This window comes from Phenylobacterium sp. J367, from assembly GCF_024699985.1.
In the GTDB taxonomy this organism is placed as follows: domain Bacteria; phylum Pseudomonadota; class Alphaproteobacteria; order Caulobacterales; family Caulobacteraceae; genus Phenylobacterium.
On sequence record NZ_JAJONA010000001.1, the window covers coordinates 136,291 to 151,566 of the forward strand.

General features: G+C 70.4%; 14 protein-coding genes and 1 pseudogene. 7 read left to right on the plus strand and 8 right to left on the minus strand.

The window, feature by feature from the left end:
• Positions 1-74 precede the first annotated feature (74 nt).
• A complete protein-coding gene (locus LRS04_RS00910) occupies positions 75-815 on the plus strand; it encodes a tRNA1(Val) (adenine(37)-N6)-methyltransferase (RefSeq protein WP_257814734.1) in 741 nt (246 codons plus the stop codon).
• Here LRS04_RS00910 and LRS04_RS00915 read toward each other — a convergent pair.
• Both LRS04_RS00915 and LRS04_RS00920 read right to left on the minus strand, forming a co-directional pair.
• Positions 812-1,168, minus strand: coding sequence for an iron chaperone (locus LRS04_RS00915; protein ID WP_257814735.1), 357 nt, complete (start codon positions 1,166-1,168; stop codon positions 812-814). The genes LRS04_RS00910 and LRS04_RS00915 overlap by 4 nt on opposite strands.
• Positions 1,169-1,177: 9 nt before the next feature.
• Entirely contained in the window at positions 1,178-1,495 is a 318-nt protein-coding gene (locus LRS04_RS00920) for a GNAT family N-acetyltransferase (protein WP_257814736.1), read from the minus strand.
• A 232-nt stretch (positions 1,496-1,727) separates the two neighbouring features.
• On the opposite strand from LRS04_RS00920, the gene rsgA reads away from it, so the two are divergent.
• Together rsgA and LRS04_RS00930 are read left to right on the plus strand one after the other, a co-directional pair.
• Complete coding sequence (gene rsgA / locus LRS04_RS00925; protein WP_257814737.1) at positions 1,728-2,807, plus strand: ribosome small subunit-dependent GTPase A; 1,080 nt, start codon at positions 1,728-1,730, stop codon at positions 2,805-2,807.
• Positions 2,808-2,868: 61 nt separating this feature from the next.
• A complete protein-coding gene (locus LRS04_RS00930) occupies positions 2,869-4,500 on the plus strand; it encodes an NAD(P)/FAD-dependent oxidoreductase (protein ID WP_257814738.1) in 1,632 nt (543 codons plus the stop codon).
• Positions 4,501-4,556: 56 nt separating this feature from the next.
• On the opposite strand, the pseudogene ilvC reads toward LRS04_RS00930, so the two are convergent.
• Both ilvC and LRS04_RS00940 read right to left on the minus strand, forming a co-directional pair.
• Positions 4,557-5,575: pseudogene (ilvC, locus tag LRS04_RS00935) on the minus strand (ketol-acid reductoisomerase).
• 89 nt (positions 5,576-5,664) lie between these two features.
• A complete protein-coding gene (locus LRS04_RS00940; RefSeq protein WP_257814739.1) occupies positions 5,665-6,222 on the minus strand; it encodes a GNAT family N-acetyltransferase in 558 nt (185 codons plus the stop codon).
• A gap of 224 nt (positions 6,223-6,446) precedes the next feature.
• Here LRS04_RS00940 and arfB point away from each other — a divergent pair, with 224 nt between their 5' ends.
• From arfB to LRS04_RS00955, 3 genes are all read left to right on the plus strand, one after another.
• Positions 6,447-6,872, plus strand: coding sequence for an alternative ribosome rescue aminoacyl-tRNA hydrolase ArfB (arfB, locus tag LRS04_RS00945; protein WP_257814740.1), 426 nt, complete (start codon positions 6,447-6,449; stop codon positions 6,870-6,872).
• Between the two features lie 378 nt (positions 6,873-7,250).
• The gene (locus LRS04_RS00950; protein WP_257814741.1) at positions 7,251-7,622 is read left to right on the plus strand and encodes a hypothetical protein; all 372 of its coding nucleotides are present in this window, start codon (positions 7,251-7,253) and stop codon (positions 7,620-7,622) included.
• Between the two features lie 72 nt (positions 7,623-7,694).
• Positions 7,695-8,111 carry a hypothetical protein gene (locus tag LRS04_RS00955; protein ID WP_257814742.1) on the plus strand — a complete coding sequence of 139 codons (417 nt, stop codon included), beginning with the start codon at positions 7,695-7,697 and terminating at the stop codon, positions 8,109-8,111.
• Between the two features lie 55 nt (positions 8,112-8,166).
• Here LRS04_RS00955 and LRS04_RS00960 read toward each other — a convergent pair whose 3' ends face one another.
• Together LRS04_RS00960 and clpB are read right to left on the minus strand one after the other, a co-directional pair.
• The gene (locus tag LRS04_RS00960) at positions 8,167-8,922 is read right to left on the minus strand and encodes a hypothetical protein (RefSeq protein ID WP_257814743.1); all 756 of its coding nucleotides are present in this window, start codon (positions 8,920-8,922) and stop codon (positions 8,167-8,169) included.
• 70 nt (positions 8,923-8,992) lie between these two features.
• Positions 8,993-11,575 (minus strand): ATP-dependent chaperone ClpB, encoded by a 2,583-nt coding sequence (gene clpB, locus LRS04_RS00965; protein WP_257814744.1) that lies wholly within the window; start codon positions 11,573-11,575, stop codon positions 8,993-8,995.
• Between the two features lie 185 nt (positions 11,576-11,760).
• Here clpB and LRS04_RS00970 point away from each other — a divergent pair, with 185 nt between their 5' ends.
• A complete protein-coding gene (locus tag LRS04_RS00970; protein ID WP_257814745.1) occupies positions 11,761-13,041 on the plus strand; it encodes an OmpP1/FadL family transporter in 1,281 nt (426 codons plus the stop codon).
• Positions 13,042-13,360: 319 nt separating this feature from the next.
• Here the strand turns inward: LRS04_RS00970 and LRS04_RS00975 are convergent, their stop codons facing one another.
• Together LRS04_RS00975 and LRS04_RS00980 are read right to left on the minus strand one after the other, a co-directional pair.
• Positions 13,361-14,704 carry a S9 family peptidase gene (locus tag LRS04_RS00975; protein ID WP_257814746.1) on the minus strand — a complete coding sequence of 448 codons (1,344 nt, stop codon included), beginning with the start codon at positions 14,702-14,704 and terminating at the stop codon, positions 13,361-13,363.
• A complete protein-coding gene (locus LRS04_RS00980) occupies positions 14,610-15,275 on the minus strand; it encodes a hypothetical protein (protein ID WP_257814747.1) in 666 nt (221 codons plus the stop codon). The genes LRS04_RS00975 and LRS04_RS00980 overlap by 95 nt, the downstream gene beginning before the upstream one ends.
• Between the last annotated feature and the right edge of the window lies 1 nt (position 15,276).

Consider the following 15,276-nt stretch of genomic DNA (forward strand, 5'->3'; position numbering starts at 1 on the left):
CAATGGTGACGCGCTAGGGCACGGTCAAGCGCGGGGCATAGCCTCCCCGGCCAGGATAAGCCAGACCCCGACGCATGGACGAGATCACCGAAGACCTGCTGCTGGACGGCCGGGTGCGCCTGCGCCAGACGGCCCGAGGCTACCGCGCCGGGCTCGACGCCGCCCTGCTGGCGGCCGCATGCGACGCCGGGCCCGGCCAGCGGGTGATGGAAGCCGGCTGCGGGCCGGGCGGGGCCCTGCTCGCCGCCGCCGTGCGCCGGCCGGGGGCGCGGTTCACCGGCGTCGAGCGCGCCCCCGACGCCCTGGCGCTCGCCCAGGCGAACATCGCGCTCAACGGGCTCGAGGACCGTGTCGAGGCGATCGCCGGCGACGTCGGCCTGAGGTTCTCCGGGCTCAGGCTGCCGGCCTTCGACGCCGCCATGGCCAATCCGCCGTTCTTCGACGACGCCGGCGCGATCCGCGGCCCGGCGGCGGCCCGCCGCGCCGCCTGGATGGCCGACGACGGCCTGGAGGCGTGGATCACCTTCCTGTCCAAGGGCGTGCGGCCCGGCGGCGCGCTGGTGCTGATCCACCGCGCCGACCGGCTGGCCGACATCCTGGGCTTCCTGGCGCCGAAGGCCGGCTCGGTGCAGGTGCTGCCCGTGCATCCGTTCGAGGACGCGCCGGCCAAGCGGGTGCTGGTCCGGGCGATCAAGTCCGGCAAGGCGCCGCTCAGGATGCTGCCGCCCCTGGTGCTGCACGAGCGCGGGGAGACGGGCCACCGGCCGCAGGTCGAGGCGATCCTGCGCGGCGAAGCGGCGCTGAGCTGGCTCTAGCCCGAAGCGCGGGCGGCGGTGTCGCGCAGCAGCTTGCCCAGCAGGGCGAAGTCGATGGTCTCGGGCTTCCTGAAGCGGATGCAGCTCTTGCCGGCGTCGAGGCCCTGCATCGCCTCGGCGTTGAGCGCATGCACCTCCGGCGGGACATAGAGGGAGACGTACTGCTTCTGGGAATTGAAGGCGAAGGTCACCTCGCCCCCGGCCGAATAGGTCGGCATGCCGTAGCGCATGTCCTCCACGAAGCCCGGCAGGTTGCTGAGCGCGCTCTCGCGGATCTTCTGCAGCCAGGGCGCCCGCTTCGGATCGGATTCCGCGAGCCAGACCTCGACGCTGGGCGCCTTCGACTGGACCATCGGTCCCCCCTATTCGATGCCGAGCTGGGCCTTGTAGGTGTCGTGGACGATGTCGTGCCACTCGGGATGCCTGGTGATGTAGGCGGCGATGAACGGGCAGAGCGGGATCACCTTCAGCCCCTGCTCGCGGGCGTAGCCGAGCGCGGCCTTGGCCAGCGCCGAGCCCACGCCCTTCCCCTCGAAGCTCTCCGGCACGACCGTGTGCGGCAGGATGATGCCGTGGTCGACCAGCCGGTACTCGGCGAAGGCCGTCTCGCCATCCAGTGTCACCTCGAACTGGCGGGTGGCTTCGTTCATCACGACGTTGACGGGGGCGGCTTCGGACATGGGGTTACTCCTTGTGGCCGCCATTCTTGACCGGGGCGGCGCCGTCCGCCAAGCTCCGGCCGTCACGTTCCGCGCCAAAGAAGGAGGAAGCGATGTCGACGCCCATTGTCCGCACAGCCCTTCGCCGCGCCGACGTGCAGCCCGCCTGAGCGGGACCGAGATCTCTCCATAGCCAGGGAATCCGGGGTCGGCGCCTGAACGGCTCTGCGACCTTTTTCGAGGATTTCCTCCGTTGATCGACCAATACGGCTGGAGCGACGGGCTCCGGCATGACTTCGCGCCCCACGCGGCGCACGGCCTGCAGCCCGGACGCGTCCTGGTGCAGCGGCGCGACGTCTGGCGCATCGTCACCGACGCCGGCGAACTGGACGCGCGGGTTTCCGGCCGCTTCCGGGCGGACGCCGACGACGGCGGCCATCCGGTGACCGGCGACTGGGTGGCGGCCGACCTCAGGCCCGACGAAGGCCAGGCGACCATCCGCGCCCTCCTGCCCCGCCGCACGGCCTTCCTGCGCTGGGCTTCGGGACCGGCCGGCGGCCGGCAGGTGGTGGCGGCCAATGTGGACGTGGCCTTCCTCGCCGCCTCCCTGAACGCCGACCTCAGCCTGCGCCGGCTCGAGCGCTACCTGGCCATGACCTACGAGAGCGCGGCCGAGCCGGTGATCGTGCTGACCAAGGCCGACGCCTGCCCGGACGTGGACGCGCGCGTGGCCGAGGTCGCGGCGATCGCCGCCGGGGCGCCGGTGCTGGCGGTCTCGGCGCGGACGGGCCAGGGGCTGGACGCCCTGTCCGCGCATCTGCCGCGCGGCCGGACGGCGGTGCTGGTGGGCTCATCAGGCGTGGGCAAGTCGACCCTCGTCAATGCGCTAGCCGGCGCCGAGCGGATGGCCACGCAGGGGGTCATCGCGGAGGGCGCGCGCGGGCGGCACACGACCTCGCACCGCGAGCTTATCCTCCTGCCGTCCGGCGGCCTGATCCTCGACACGCCCGGCATGCGCGAGCTGGGCCTCTTCGACGCCGACGAAGGCCTGGCGACGACCTTCGCCGACCTGGAGGTCCTGGCGGAAGGCTGCCGCTTCTCGGATTGCGGCCACAGCAACGAGCCGGGCTGCGCGGTCCGAGCGGCGGTGGAGGCCGGCGACCTCGACGGCGAGCGGCTCGAGAGCTGGCGCAAGCTGCAGAAGGAGCTCGCCCACGAACGGCGGCGCGAGGACCCGATCGCCCGCCAGGCCGAGCAGAAGCGCTGGGCGGCGATCCACAAGGCCGGGCGGGCGCGGACGCGCGAGAAACGGCGCGGGCCGGACGAGGACTGATCGCACGGACGGCGCGGCCCCCGATGCAAGGCCGCGCCCGACCCGCTACATAGGCCCCGCAATGCTGCGGATCTCGGAACTCAAGCTCGGCCTCGACCACGCGCCGGAGGAACTGCCGGCGGCGATCGCCGCGCGGCTCGGCGTGCCGCCCGGCGATCTCCTCGGCTGGTCGGTGTGGAAGCGGGCGCACGACGCCCGGCGGAAGGCGGCGATCCTCAAGGTCTACATCGTCGACGCCGAGGTGAAGGACGAGGCCGCCGTCCTGAAGCGCCTGGCCCGCGATCCGCATGTCCGCCTGACACCGGACACCTCCTACCGGCCGGTCGGCGCCGCGCCGCCGGGGCAGCAGTTGCGGCCGGTGGTGATCGGGGCCGGGCCGTGCGGCCTCTTCGCCGGCCTGATCCTCGCCGAGGCCGGCTTCCGGCCGATCATCCTGGATCGCGGCAAGGTGGTGCGCGAGCGGACGAAGGACACCTGGGGCCTCTGGCGCCGGGGCGAGCTGAACCCGGAATCCAACGTCCAGTTCGGCGAGGGCGGGGCCGGCACCTTCTCGGACGGCAAGCTCTACAGCCAGATCAAGGACCCGCGGTTCCTCGGCCGCAAGGTGCTGACCGAGTTCGTCCAGGCGGGCGCGCCCGCCGAGATCCTTACCGAGGCGCATCCGCACATCGGCACCTTCCGCCTGGTGACCATGGTCGAGAGCCTGCGCGCCAAGATCGAGGCCCTGGGCGGCGAATACCGGTTCGGCCATCGCGTCACCGACATCGCGCTCGACCGCGCGCCCGACGGAACGAAGCGCCTGCGCGGCCTGCACCTGCACACCGGCGAGTTCCTGGAGACCGACCAGGCGGTGTTCGCCGTCGGTCACTCGGCGCGCGACACCTTCGAGATGCTGCACGGCCACGGCGTCCATATCGAGGCCAAGCCGTTCTCCATCGGCTTCCGCATCGAGCACCCGCAGTCGTGGATCGACCGGGCGCTGTTCGGCCCCTGCGCCGGCCACCCGGGCCTCGGCGCGGCTGCCTATTCCCTCTCCCACCACTGCGCCAACGGCCGGACGGTCTACAGCTTCTGCATGTGCCCGGGCGGCACGGTGGTCGCCGCCACGTCGGAGCCCGGCCGGGTGGTGACCAACGGCATGAGCCAGTATTCCCGCAACGAGCGGAACGCCAACTCCGGCTTCGTGGTCGGGATCGATCCCTCGGACTATGGCAGCGGCCATCCCCTCGCCGGGATCGAGCTGCAGCGGCGGCTGGAGAGCGCGGCCTACGTCGCCGGGGGCTCGAACTACTTCGCGCCGGGCCAGCTCGTCGGCGACTTCCTGGCGGGCCGCGCCTCCACGACGCTGGGCGGCGTGGTCCCGAGCTACAAGCCGGGCGTCACGCCCACCGACCTCGCCGCCCTGATGCCGGACTATGTGGTGGACGCCATGCGCGAGGCCCTGCCGGTCTTCGGCCGGAAGATCCCGCGCTACGACGACCCCGAAGCCGTGCTGACCGGCGTCGAGACCCGCACCTCCTCGCCGATCCGCATGACCCGCGGGGCGGACTTCCAGAGCCTGAGCGTACGGGGGCTGTTCCCGGCGGGAGAAGGCGCCGGCTATGCGGGCGGCATCCTCTCGGCCGGCGTCGACGGCATCAAGGTCGGCGAGGCGGTGATCCGGGCGATCGTCGGCGAGGCCCAGGCGGCGTGAACGAAAAAGGGCCCCGGGTTTCCCCGAGGCCCTGATCGCTTGCGTCGCCCGCTCGGTCAGTTGCGGGCGGTGTCCACCAGCTTGTTCTTGGTGATCCACGGCATCATGGCGCGCAGGCGCTGGCCGACTTCCTCGATCTGGTGCTCGGAGCCCCGGCGGCGGGTGGCCTTGAAGCTGGCCTGGCCGGCGGCGTTCTCGGTCATCCAGTCGCGGACGAAGCGGCCCGACTGGATGTCGTCGAGCACCTTCTTCATCTCGGCCTTGGTCTCCGCCGTCACGATGCGCGGGCCGGTCACGTACTCCCCGTACTCCGCGGTGTTGGAGATCGAGTAGTTCATGTTGGCGATGCCGCCTTCGTAGATCAGGTCGACGATCAGCTTCACCTCGTGCAGGCACTCGAAGTAGGCCATCTCGGGGGCGTAGCCCGCCTCGACCAGCGTCTCGAAGCCCGCGCGGATCAGCTCCACGAGGCCGCCGCAGAGCACGGCCTGCTCGCCGAACAGGTCGGTCTCGCATTCCTCGCGGAAGTTGGTCTCGATGATGCCGGAGCGGCCGCCGCCGATGGCCGAGGCATAGGCGAGGCCGAGGTCCATGGCGTTGCCGGTGGCGTCCTGGTGGACGGCGATCAGGCACGGCACGCCGCCGCCCTTCTGGTACTCGCCGCGCACCGTGTGGCCGGGGCCCTTGGCGCCACCATCAGCACGTCGACAGACGCCTTCGGCTCGATCAGGCCGAAGTGGACGTTGAGCCCGTGGGCGAACATCAGGGCCGCGCCGTCGCGGATATTGGCCTCGATGTCGGCCTTGTAGATGTCGCGCTGCAGCTCGTCGGGCGCGAGGATCATGATCGCGTCGGCCCAGGCGGCGGCCTCGGCCACGCTCATCACCTTCAGGCCGTCGGCCTCGACCTTCTTGGCGGTGGCCGAGCCGGGACGCAGCGCCACGGCCACGTTCTTCGCGCCGGAATCCGTAAGGTTGAGCGCGTGGGCGCGGCCCTGGGAGCCATAGCCTACGATGGCGATCTTCTTGTCCAGGATGCGGGAAAGGTCGGCGTCGCGGTCGTAGTAGACGCGCATGAATGTTCTCCTAGACGGTCAGAAATCGCCCCTGCGCGCAACGCAGGTGCAGCAAAGCGCGCGCTTCACAGCGGTTTTTTGCGCGCAGGTCAAGGGAAGGCCGTCCCAAGGGCGAGAGTTTGCGATGCGTCATAACCGCAGCCTCGCCATCGCCAGGAGTCCACATAGGCGCCGTCGCGCCAGGCGTAGGCCCGCAGCAGCCCTTCCCGCTCGAAGCCGAAGCGCTCGTAGAGCGCGATGGCCGGGGCGTTGTCGGCGTAGACGTTGAGTTCCAGCCTGCGGATGTTCCACCAGCGCTCCGCCAGGTCGACGACGGCGGCCATCAAGGCCGTGCCAATCCCGCGGCCGGCGAAGGCGTCGTGCACCGCCATGCCGATCGAGGCGGTGTGGCTGCGCCGGTGGTAGGGCTCCCGGGAGAGCCCGATCGTGCCGACCACCCGGCCGTCCGCCTCGGCGACAAGCTGGCGCCGGTTGAGGTCGGTGAAGGACGCCTTGTCCTCGCGCATGGCCGCCGACATCAGCGGCGTCTGCAGCGTGCCCCAGACGGCGCGCGGCTGGTTCAGCACCTCGGTCATCGCCGGGATGTCGGCGGGCTCGGCGGCGCGCACGACGATGTCGGGCGGCGGCTTCGCGGGCGGATCGGTCATGGCTTGTCTCCTTCGGGCGGGGAGACGGACGGAGCGCATGAAAAAGCCCCGTCCGTCTCCGGCGGGGCTGGTGTGGGTGTCGAGGTTGACCCTTGGGGCCTAGCGCGCGCGTTCCCGTCCCGAGCCGCCGGAGGCGGTGTCGGTGATAAGGTTTACCTGCTGGGCGAAGCCGCTGCGCATGCACGGACCTTAACCGCAGCGCCGAAACTTGGCAAAGCAGGACGATGATCGAGGTTACCCCCGCCATCTCGCTGACCGACGACGAGGTCGTCTGGAAGGCCGTGCGCGCGTCGGGGCCCGGCGGGCAGCACGTCAACAAGACCTCGACCGCCGTGGAGCTACGCTTCGACGTGCGCGGCTCGCCGTCCCTCCCCGAGCCCGTGCGCGCCCGCCTCTACAAGCTCTCCGGAAGCCGGCTGACGCAGGACGGCGTCCTGGTGCTGGTCGCCCAGAGCCGCCGGTCGCAGGAGCTGAACCGGCAGGAGGCTTACGACCGGCTGCTGGAGCTGATCCGCAAGGCCGCCGAGCCGCCGCCCCCGCCCCGCAAGAAGACCAAGCCGACCTATGCGTCCAAGCTGCGGCGCCTGGAGGGCAAGTCGAAGCGGTCGGGCGTGAAGGCCATGCGCGGGCGGCCCGGGCGGGAGGATTGAGAGTCCCTCCCTTAATGGGGAGGGACAGGCCGCGGAGCGGCCAGGGTGGGGATGTGAGGGCGCAAACCCGGAGTCAGAGCTTGAGCACGATTCCCCCACCCCGCTCGCCTGGCGGCGAGTCGGCCCTCCCCATTAAGGGAGGGACTGGGGAGAACGCCGTATCGCCGGCTTCCTATGGCCTCATTCCGCCGCAATGGCGTATAGGCTTGGAGCCGATGTGGAAGCTTAGCTCGATCTCCGCCGCCGCTCTCGGCGCCCTTGCCCTTTCGGCCTGCGCGCCGAGCCTCGGGCCGCCGCCGCCTGGTGCGATGACCGGCGGGCCGCCGACCTTCAACGCCGACGCCTTCGCCTGGTCGCAAGGGGTCCGGCCGCAACGGCGTGGCCGGCCATGTGTCCTACCGCCAGGGCCAGATCCGCTACAGCTGCGCGGGCGCCGGCGTCGTGCTGACCCCGGACACGCCCTGGTCGCGGGCGCGGATGGCCGCGCTCTACGGCTCCACCGAGCGGGCCGCCCTGCCCACCGACGCGGTCCGGGCCCGCACGCCCCAGGCGCCGGCCGGCGACGCCGGGCCCTATGTGAAGCGCGCCACCTGCGACGCCTCCGACCGGTTCAGCTTCTCCGGCCTGCCCGACGGGACCTGGTACGTGATCACCACCGCCCGCCCGGCCGGCCAGTCCGGCGGCGCGAGCCTGGCCCTGATGCGCAAGGTGGTCACCCGCGGCGGCCGCACGGTCGCCGTCGAGCTCTAAGCTCCGCCTTAGGAACCCGAAGCCGTCTCCTCGCTTTCCCGCGCCTTGAGGGATGCGCCGAGGAGAAGAATGATGCGCAAGCTGATGAGCGCGGCGGTCGCAGGCCTCGCCGTCGTGGGCGGTGCGGCGGCGATCGCCACCACCGCCGAAGCCCAGCGGTACGGCGGCTACTACTACGGCCCGCCGACCCCGTACGGCAACTATTACAACCGCCCCTACGACTACAACCGCTACGGCCAGCCCTACGGCTACAACGGCAACGATCCGGTGGCCGCCGGCATGGCCGCCTTGGGCTCGGTGCTCGGGCTGAACATGCAAGGCGCCTACGGCGGCGGCGGCTATGGATACGGCGTGCCCGTGGACCGCTACGGCCCCGACCCGAACGGCATGATCGGCCCCGACGGCCGGAAGATCAAATGCAAGCTCCGCCGGACCTACGACCGGTACTACAACGGCTACGTGACCCGCCGGGAGTGCTGGAGCCGGTAGGCTTCGGAAGCGACACAGAAAGACGCCCGCGGATCGCTCCGCGGGCGTTTTGCTATTAGTCGCTCTCGCTGAGCGCTGTGGCAGCAGCGGCCATTCCAGACAAAGTACCTGCTACGTCCCAATCACGGGTCGTAAAAATCACCGAGAAATCCGCGATGAGTGTGACAGCTGCGGTAATCTGTCCGCGCGAGAGGCTCGCGCTTCTAAACGCGAGATCATGATAGCGGGACGCATCGAGCAACGGCTGTACAATGTGCCTTCGAACAAAGCCGTGCGGAATGACTGAACTACCGCGCACCACGCGTTCCACTCTGATTTCCTGAGCTCGAGCATTAGCTAGAACGAGATCGACGACGCGTGGGTGGATCCCTGCCGCGGTCAGGAGCTTATTCTCCATCGCCATGAAATGTTCGTAGTCCATCGGCGGCACCGCCGCATAAGGGTGTTCTGCTGGGCCTAAGCCAAGCCGCGCTTTGAACTCGGCCCACTTGATGGATGAAAGGGCTCGGACCCTTCCTCTACGCTTTCGCTCGGACAAATAGAGTTCGCGGACATGGAGCGCATTCCGCTCATTCCGATCGGTCATCGCCTCGACAAAGTATGCGCGCCGTTGGAAGCCTGGATCGTCGACAAGCCGCTCTAGCAGAGCGGCGAGCCTGTCCGCCTCTCCATCGGACAACCTTACCGCATCATGTGGAGAATTCGCGCCCGGAAACGGCTCACCGATGTTCTCCAGGAGCAGTCGCGCAAGAAGCGCGAGAAGCTCCTTGTCAGATTGATTGAAAGCAGTCTCGGGCGTGCGAATTGTCACGAGGGTCTGGACCTGAAACAGTTCTGGAGGGCGCGGAAATCCAGCAAAGAAACTTCCGCGCCTCCAGCACTCAGTGCACCTTGGCCCGGCCGATGGCGAGGCCGTCGCCGGTGGAGCCGACCTCGATCACCTGGCCGTCGTGCAGGTCGCCGGCCAGCAGCTTGCGGGCGATGGGGTCCACCAGTTCCTTCTGGATCACCCGCTTCAGCGGCCTTGCCCCGTAGACCGGGTCGTAGCCGCGCTCCGCCAGCCAGTGCATGGCGGACGGATCCAGGCTGATCGCCATGCGGCGGTCGGCCAGGAGCTGCTCCAGGCGCTTGAGCTGGATGCGGACGATATTGTCCATCTCCGCCCGGCCCAGCCGCTTGAAGAGGATGATCTCGTCGATCCGGTTCAGGAACTCCGGCCGGAAGTGCTTGCGCACCACGTCCATCACCGCGGGCCTGGCCGTCTCGACGTCGTCGCCGTCGGCCATGTTGGCCAGGTACTCCGAGCCGAGGTTCGAGGTCATGATGATCAGCGTGTTGCGGAAGTCGACCGTGCGGCCCTGGCCGTCGGTCAGCCGCCCGTCGTCCAGCACCTGCAGCAGGACGTTGAAGACGTCCGGGTGGGCCTTCTCGACCTCGTCGAACAGCACGACCTGATAGGGCCGGCGGCGAACGGATTCCGTCAGCGCCCCGCCCTCGTCGTAGCCGACGTAGCCGGGGGGCGCCCCGATCATCCGGCTGACCGAGTGCTTCTCCATGTACTCGCTCATGTCGAGGCGGGTGACGGCCGTCTCGTCGTCGAACAGGAACTCGGCCAGCGCCTTGGTCAGCTCGGTCTTGCCGACCCCGGTGGGGCCGAGGAACAGGAACGAGCCGATCGGACGGTTGGGGTCCTTCAGGCCGGCGCGGGCGCGGCGCACGGCGTCGGAGACGGCCAGCAGCGCCTCCTCCTGGCCGACCACGCGGTCGCGCAGCTTGTCCTCCATCTGGAGCAGCTTCTCGCGCTCGCCCTCGAGCATCTTCTCGACGGGCACGCCGGTCCAGCGGGAGACCACGGCGGCGATCTGTTCGGCGTCGACCACCTCGGGCGAGACGGCGTCGGCCTCCGCATTGGCCTCGGCGTCGGCCAGGCGCTTCTCGAGCGCCGGGATCTCGCCATAGGCGATCTCGGAGGCGCGCTGCAGGTCGCCGCGGCGCTGGACGTTGACCAGCTCGGCGCGCAGGCGGTCCAGGGCCTCGCGGGCCTGGGCGGCGGCGCCGACCTTCTCCTTTTCCGCGCGCCAGCGGGCGGTCATCTCGGCGCTTTCGCCTTCAAGCTCGCGCAGCTCCTCCTCCAGCTTCTCCAGCCGGGCCTTGGAGGCGGCGTCCGTCTCCTTGGTGAGGGCTTCGCGCTCGATCTTGAGCTGCACGACGCGGCGGTCGATCTCGTCCAGCTCCTCGGGCTTCGAGTCCACCGCCATGCGCACGCGGCTGGCGGCCTCGTCCACGAGGTCGATGGCCTTGTCCGGCAGGAAGCGGTCGGTGATGTAGCGGTTCGAGAGCGTGGCCGCGGCGACGATGGCGCTGTCGGAGATACGCACCCCGTGGTGGACCTCGTACTTCTCCTTCAGGCCGCGCAGGATGGAGATGGTGTCCTCCACGGTCGGCTCCTGGACCATCACCGGCTGGAAGCGGCGGGCGAGCGCGGCGTCCTTCTCGACGTGCTTGCGGTACTCGTCGAGCGTGGTCGCGCCGACGCAGTGCAGCTCGCCGCGGGCCAGGGCGGGCTTCAGCAGGTTGGAGGCGTCCATGGCGCCCTCGGTCTTCCCGGCGCCGACGAGGGTGTGCATCTCGTCGATGAACAGGATGATCGAGCCCTCGGCCTGGGTGACCTCGTTGAGCACGGCCTTGAGCCGCTCCTCGAACTCGCCGCGGTACTTCGCGCCGGCGATCAGGGAGCCCATGTCGAGCGCGTGGAGCTGCTTGTCCTTCAGGCTCTCCGGCACGTCGCCGTTGACGATGCGCAGGGCCAGGCCCTCGACGATGGCGGTCTTGCCGACGCCGGGCTCGCCGATGAGGACGGGGTTGTTCTTGGTGCGCCGCGACAGGACCTGGATGGTCCGGCGGATCTCCTCGTCGCGGCCGATCACGGGATCGAGCTTGCCATCGCGGGCGGCCTGGGTCAGGTCGCGGGCGTAGCGCTTGAGCGCGTCATAGCCCTCCTCGGCCGAGGCGCTGTCGGCGGTCTTGCCCTTGCGCAGGTCGGAGGCGGCGCCTTCCAGCGCCTTGGTGTCGACGCCGGCGGACTTCAGCGCGGCGGCGGCCTCGCCGCCTTCCTTGGCAATGGCGATCAGCAGGCGCTCGGTGGTGACGAAGGCGTCGCCGGCCGCCTTGGCGCCGGCCTCGGCGTCGGCGAACACGCGCGCCGTCTCGGGTTTCATGTAGAGCTGGCCGGAGCCGCCCTCGACCTTCGGCAGCTTGCCGAGCTGGGCGTCGACGGCCTTGTCGGCTTCGTCGGGCCGGCCGCCGGCGCTCTGGATCAGGGCGCGCGTCAGGCCGTCGCGCTCCTCCAGCAGCACCTTCAGAAGGTGCTCCGGCGCGAGCTGCTGGTGGCGCCTGGCCAGCGCCAGGCTCTGGGCCGACTGGATCGCCTGCTTGGCGCGGTCGGAATAGATGTCGATGTTCAAATCTGGTCCCCTCGTAGGCGGATGGCCCCGGGTCGCCTCCTGGAAGCACGACCTGGGCCACCCCCAATTTGGTGTTGCCGATGAGCAACACAAGGCCCGGACACCCGCCGATCCAACCTAGGACTCCACCCAATTGAGATGCGGCGACGCTGGGACATAGGCTCCCGTCCGCCTCCGGAGTCCAGATGCGTATCCTCCTCACCGCGGGCCTCGTCCTGGTCGCCTCCGCCGCCCCCGCCCTGGCGGGCGGCTTCTACCTGCAGGAACAGTCGGTGCGCGGCCTCGGCCGGGCCTATTCCGGGGAGGTCGCCGACCAGGGAGCCGCCTCCCTCTGGTGGAATCCCGCCGCCATCGCGCGCAGCCCGCGCGAGGTCTACGCCGGCGCCCACGGGGTGTTCGTGGAGGCCGAGGTCGCGAACGACGGCTCGACCATCACCTACCCGGGCGGCGCCACCCTGCCGGTCCGCGGCGAGGCCCGCGCCTTCAACCCGATCCAGGACGGCGTGGCCCCCAACCTCGCGGCCACGACGCCGGTGGGCGACCGCTTCGCCGTCGGCCTCTCGCTGGCCGCGCCCTACAACTTCACCACCGAATACCGGACCGGCGCCTGGGCCCGGTACGACGCGCTCACCTCGCGCCTGACCACCGCCGACCTGCAGCTCACCGGCGCCTGGCGGGCGACCGACTGGCTGGACCTGGGCCTGGGCGTCAGCGCCCAGTACGCCGACGCCAAGCTGCAGACCGCCTATCCTAACCTCTCGCCCCTGCTGCCCGACGGCGTCTCCCAGCTCGCCGGCGACAGCTGGTCCTATGGCTGGACGCTGGGCGCGCAGGCCCGTTTCGAGCGCGTGACGCTCGGCGCCAGCTACCGCTCGAAGATGGACCACGACCTCGACGGCCACATCTTCGTGGGCGGCCTCCTGGGCCCGCTGGCCGCCGCCAATACCGGCGGACCGGGAAGCGCCAGCTTCTCGACGCCCTGGATCGCCGCGCTCGGCGCCCGCGTCCGCGCCACCGAGCGGCTGACCCTCAACGCCCAGGTCCAGCGGATCGGCTGGGGCGAGTTCGACGAGATCGAGGTGCGCACCGCCGCCGGCGCGACCCAGGCGCTGGACCAGAACTACCGGGACGTGACCACCGGCGGCGTCGGCCTGGACTATGCGGTGAACGAACGCCTGACCCTGCGGGCGGGCGTGCAGTACGACCCGACGCCGACGCCTGACGACGAGCGCACCGCCCGGGTGCCCGACGGCGACCGCTGGTTCTACGGCGTGGGCGCCAGCGCGGTGGTCACCCCGACGATCGATGTGGACCTCGGCGCGGGCTACATCGACTTCGCGAACAGCCGCATCCGCCACGACACGGTGTTCTACGCCGGCACGCCGGCCGCCGTGACCACGCGCCTGGACGGCGAGGTCCAGGGCCGGGGCTTCATCATCTCGGCCGGCGTCCGGGCCCGGTTCTGATCAGCCCAGCGGGGCGGTAGGACGGGTAAAGACGCGGGTGACGTAGCGGACCTGCTCGCCGGCGCTCCAGATCACGTGCTCGATGCCCGTGATCTCGTGGACGAGGCCCGGGTGGGAACCCTCCAGGTCCAGCGGCTGGAGGCGGTCCCCCCTTGTTCATCGGGGTGAACGGATCGTCGCTGTCGACCTTCCAGAGCAGGTCTTCGGCGCCGCCCGGCCCGTAGAGCTCCAGGCTGTAGCGTTTCAGCTGCTCAATCTTGAAGCGGCTCTGCATGGCGGTCTGAACGCGGAACACCGCCCGACCGTTCGCCGCAACGGCTCAGTTCGGCGGGTTGTGCTTCTCCAGGAAGGTCACGACGGCGGTCAGCATCTGCAGCCGCGTCTCGCCGCGGGTCAGCCAGTGGTCCTCGCCGGGCATGACGACCATCTCGTAGGGTTTGCCCGCCCGCTTCAGCGCGTCGGCCATGACCTGGCTCTGGTCGAGCGGCACCACGGTGTCGTCCTTGCCATGCACGAGCAGGATCGGGATCTCGGCGTTGCGGGCGTGCTGGGCCGGGGAATAGGCCGCCATCACCGGGTCTCCCAGGTCTTCGGCGCCGATGAACCGGTTCCAGTAGCGGGTCGTCGCCTGCGATCCCGACTGGCGGCGGGAGTGACTGACCTGCCGGCGCAGGTCCGCGACGCCGGCGACGGAGCCCGCGCAGCGATAGACGCCCCGGTCGTGGGTCGCCCCCGCCAGGGCGGCATAGCCGCCGTAGCTCGCCCCCACGATGCAGACCCGCTTGGGATCGACGACGCCCTGGCCGACGAGATGGCGCACGCCGTCGGACAGGTCCGTCTGCATCTTGCGGCCCCACTCCCCGTAGCCCGCCTTGAGCAGGGCCTCGCCGAGCCCGTCGGAGCCGCGGAAGTTGACCTGCAGCACCGCATAGCCGCGGGAGGCCAGGGCCTGGGACCACCAGTCGAAACCGGGGTCGTCACGGCTCGCCGGACCGCCGTGGGCCAGCACCACCAGAGGAAGGTTCCGGCCGTCCCGGCCGCGGGGGAGTGTCAGGTAACCCGAGAGCTCGAGGCCGTCCGCCGCCTTGAACCGGATGGGCTTGCGGGGCGCGATGTCGTCGGGCGTCAGCCCCTGGTAGACGCCGCCCAGCCAGGTGGCCTTGCCGGCGTCGAGATTGACCAGGGCGTAGGCCGGCCCCTCTTCCGGCGAGTCCACCAGCACCACGATCTTGCGACGGTCCGCCGACCAGGAGCGCAGCGAGACCCGCTGTCCCGGATAGGCGCGGGTGACCGACCGCCACATGGCGCTGTCCCTGTCGTCGAAGAACACATAGCGATCCTCGTCGCCGACGAGCGCGCGGTGCCCCACCAGCGTGCCGTCCTGGGCGTCGCGGATGGCGTCCTGGTCGTCCCGGAGCGGAATGGCCTCGCCCACGGCGCCGGTGGCGAGGTCCACTTCCCGCCACACGGGCCGCTCGTCCTGGTGCGTCGCGAACACCAGCCTGTCGCCCTTCCGGCCGAGGCCCACCAGGTAGGGCCGCTCGATCGGCGCGATGACGGTCTGGACCTCACGCCAGCCGAGCCCGTTGCGGACCCGGAGCGCCCAGCGGCCGGACTGCGGGTCGTAGACTTCCTGGGCGATGGGCTCGCCGTCGGCGCCCACAAGCCAGTCCCGCGTGTGATCCGTTCCTTCCGCCACCAGGGCGCTGCGGCCGCTGTCGAGATCGATCTTGAACACCGACAGGCGGCCGCGGCCGCCGGCGAATTTCACCCCTGGACGAACACCGTCGGCTCCCCCGGTAGGTGCGCACCACCGGCATGTCGAAGATCGTGTTCATCCCGTAGTAGACGTCGCGCATCAACGGCCGGCCCTTCTGGGTCTCGATGTTGATGGCGGAGAGCATCAGCCATTCCCGCCGGCCGCCGACGATGCCCACCGGCATGGCGGTCGCGGAGTGCACGATGAGGATGTGCCGGTCCCCGGCCCACTGGACGGCGCGCACCTTCACCGCGCCCGCGGCCGCCCGCAGCAGGAACTTGCCTGTGGCGATCTCCTTGACGACGACCATGCGCTGGACGCCATCGGACACGACCACTGCATAGGCATGGCCGCTCGGCGACAGCGAGACGTCCTCGATCGTCGGCAGCTTGCCGTAGGCTTCCAGCGGCGCGGCGACCGCGGGCGCGGCCACGAGCGCCGCAAGCGCCGCGAGAAGGCTCAGAAGGCGGACCATG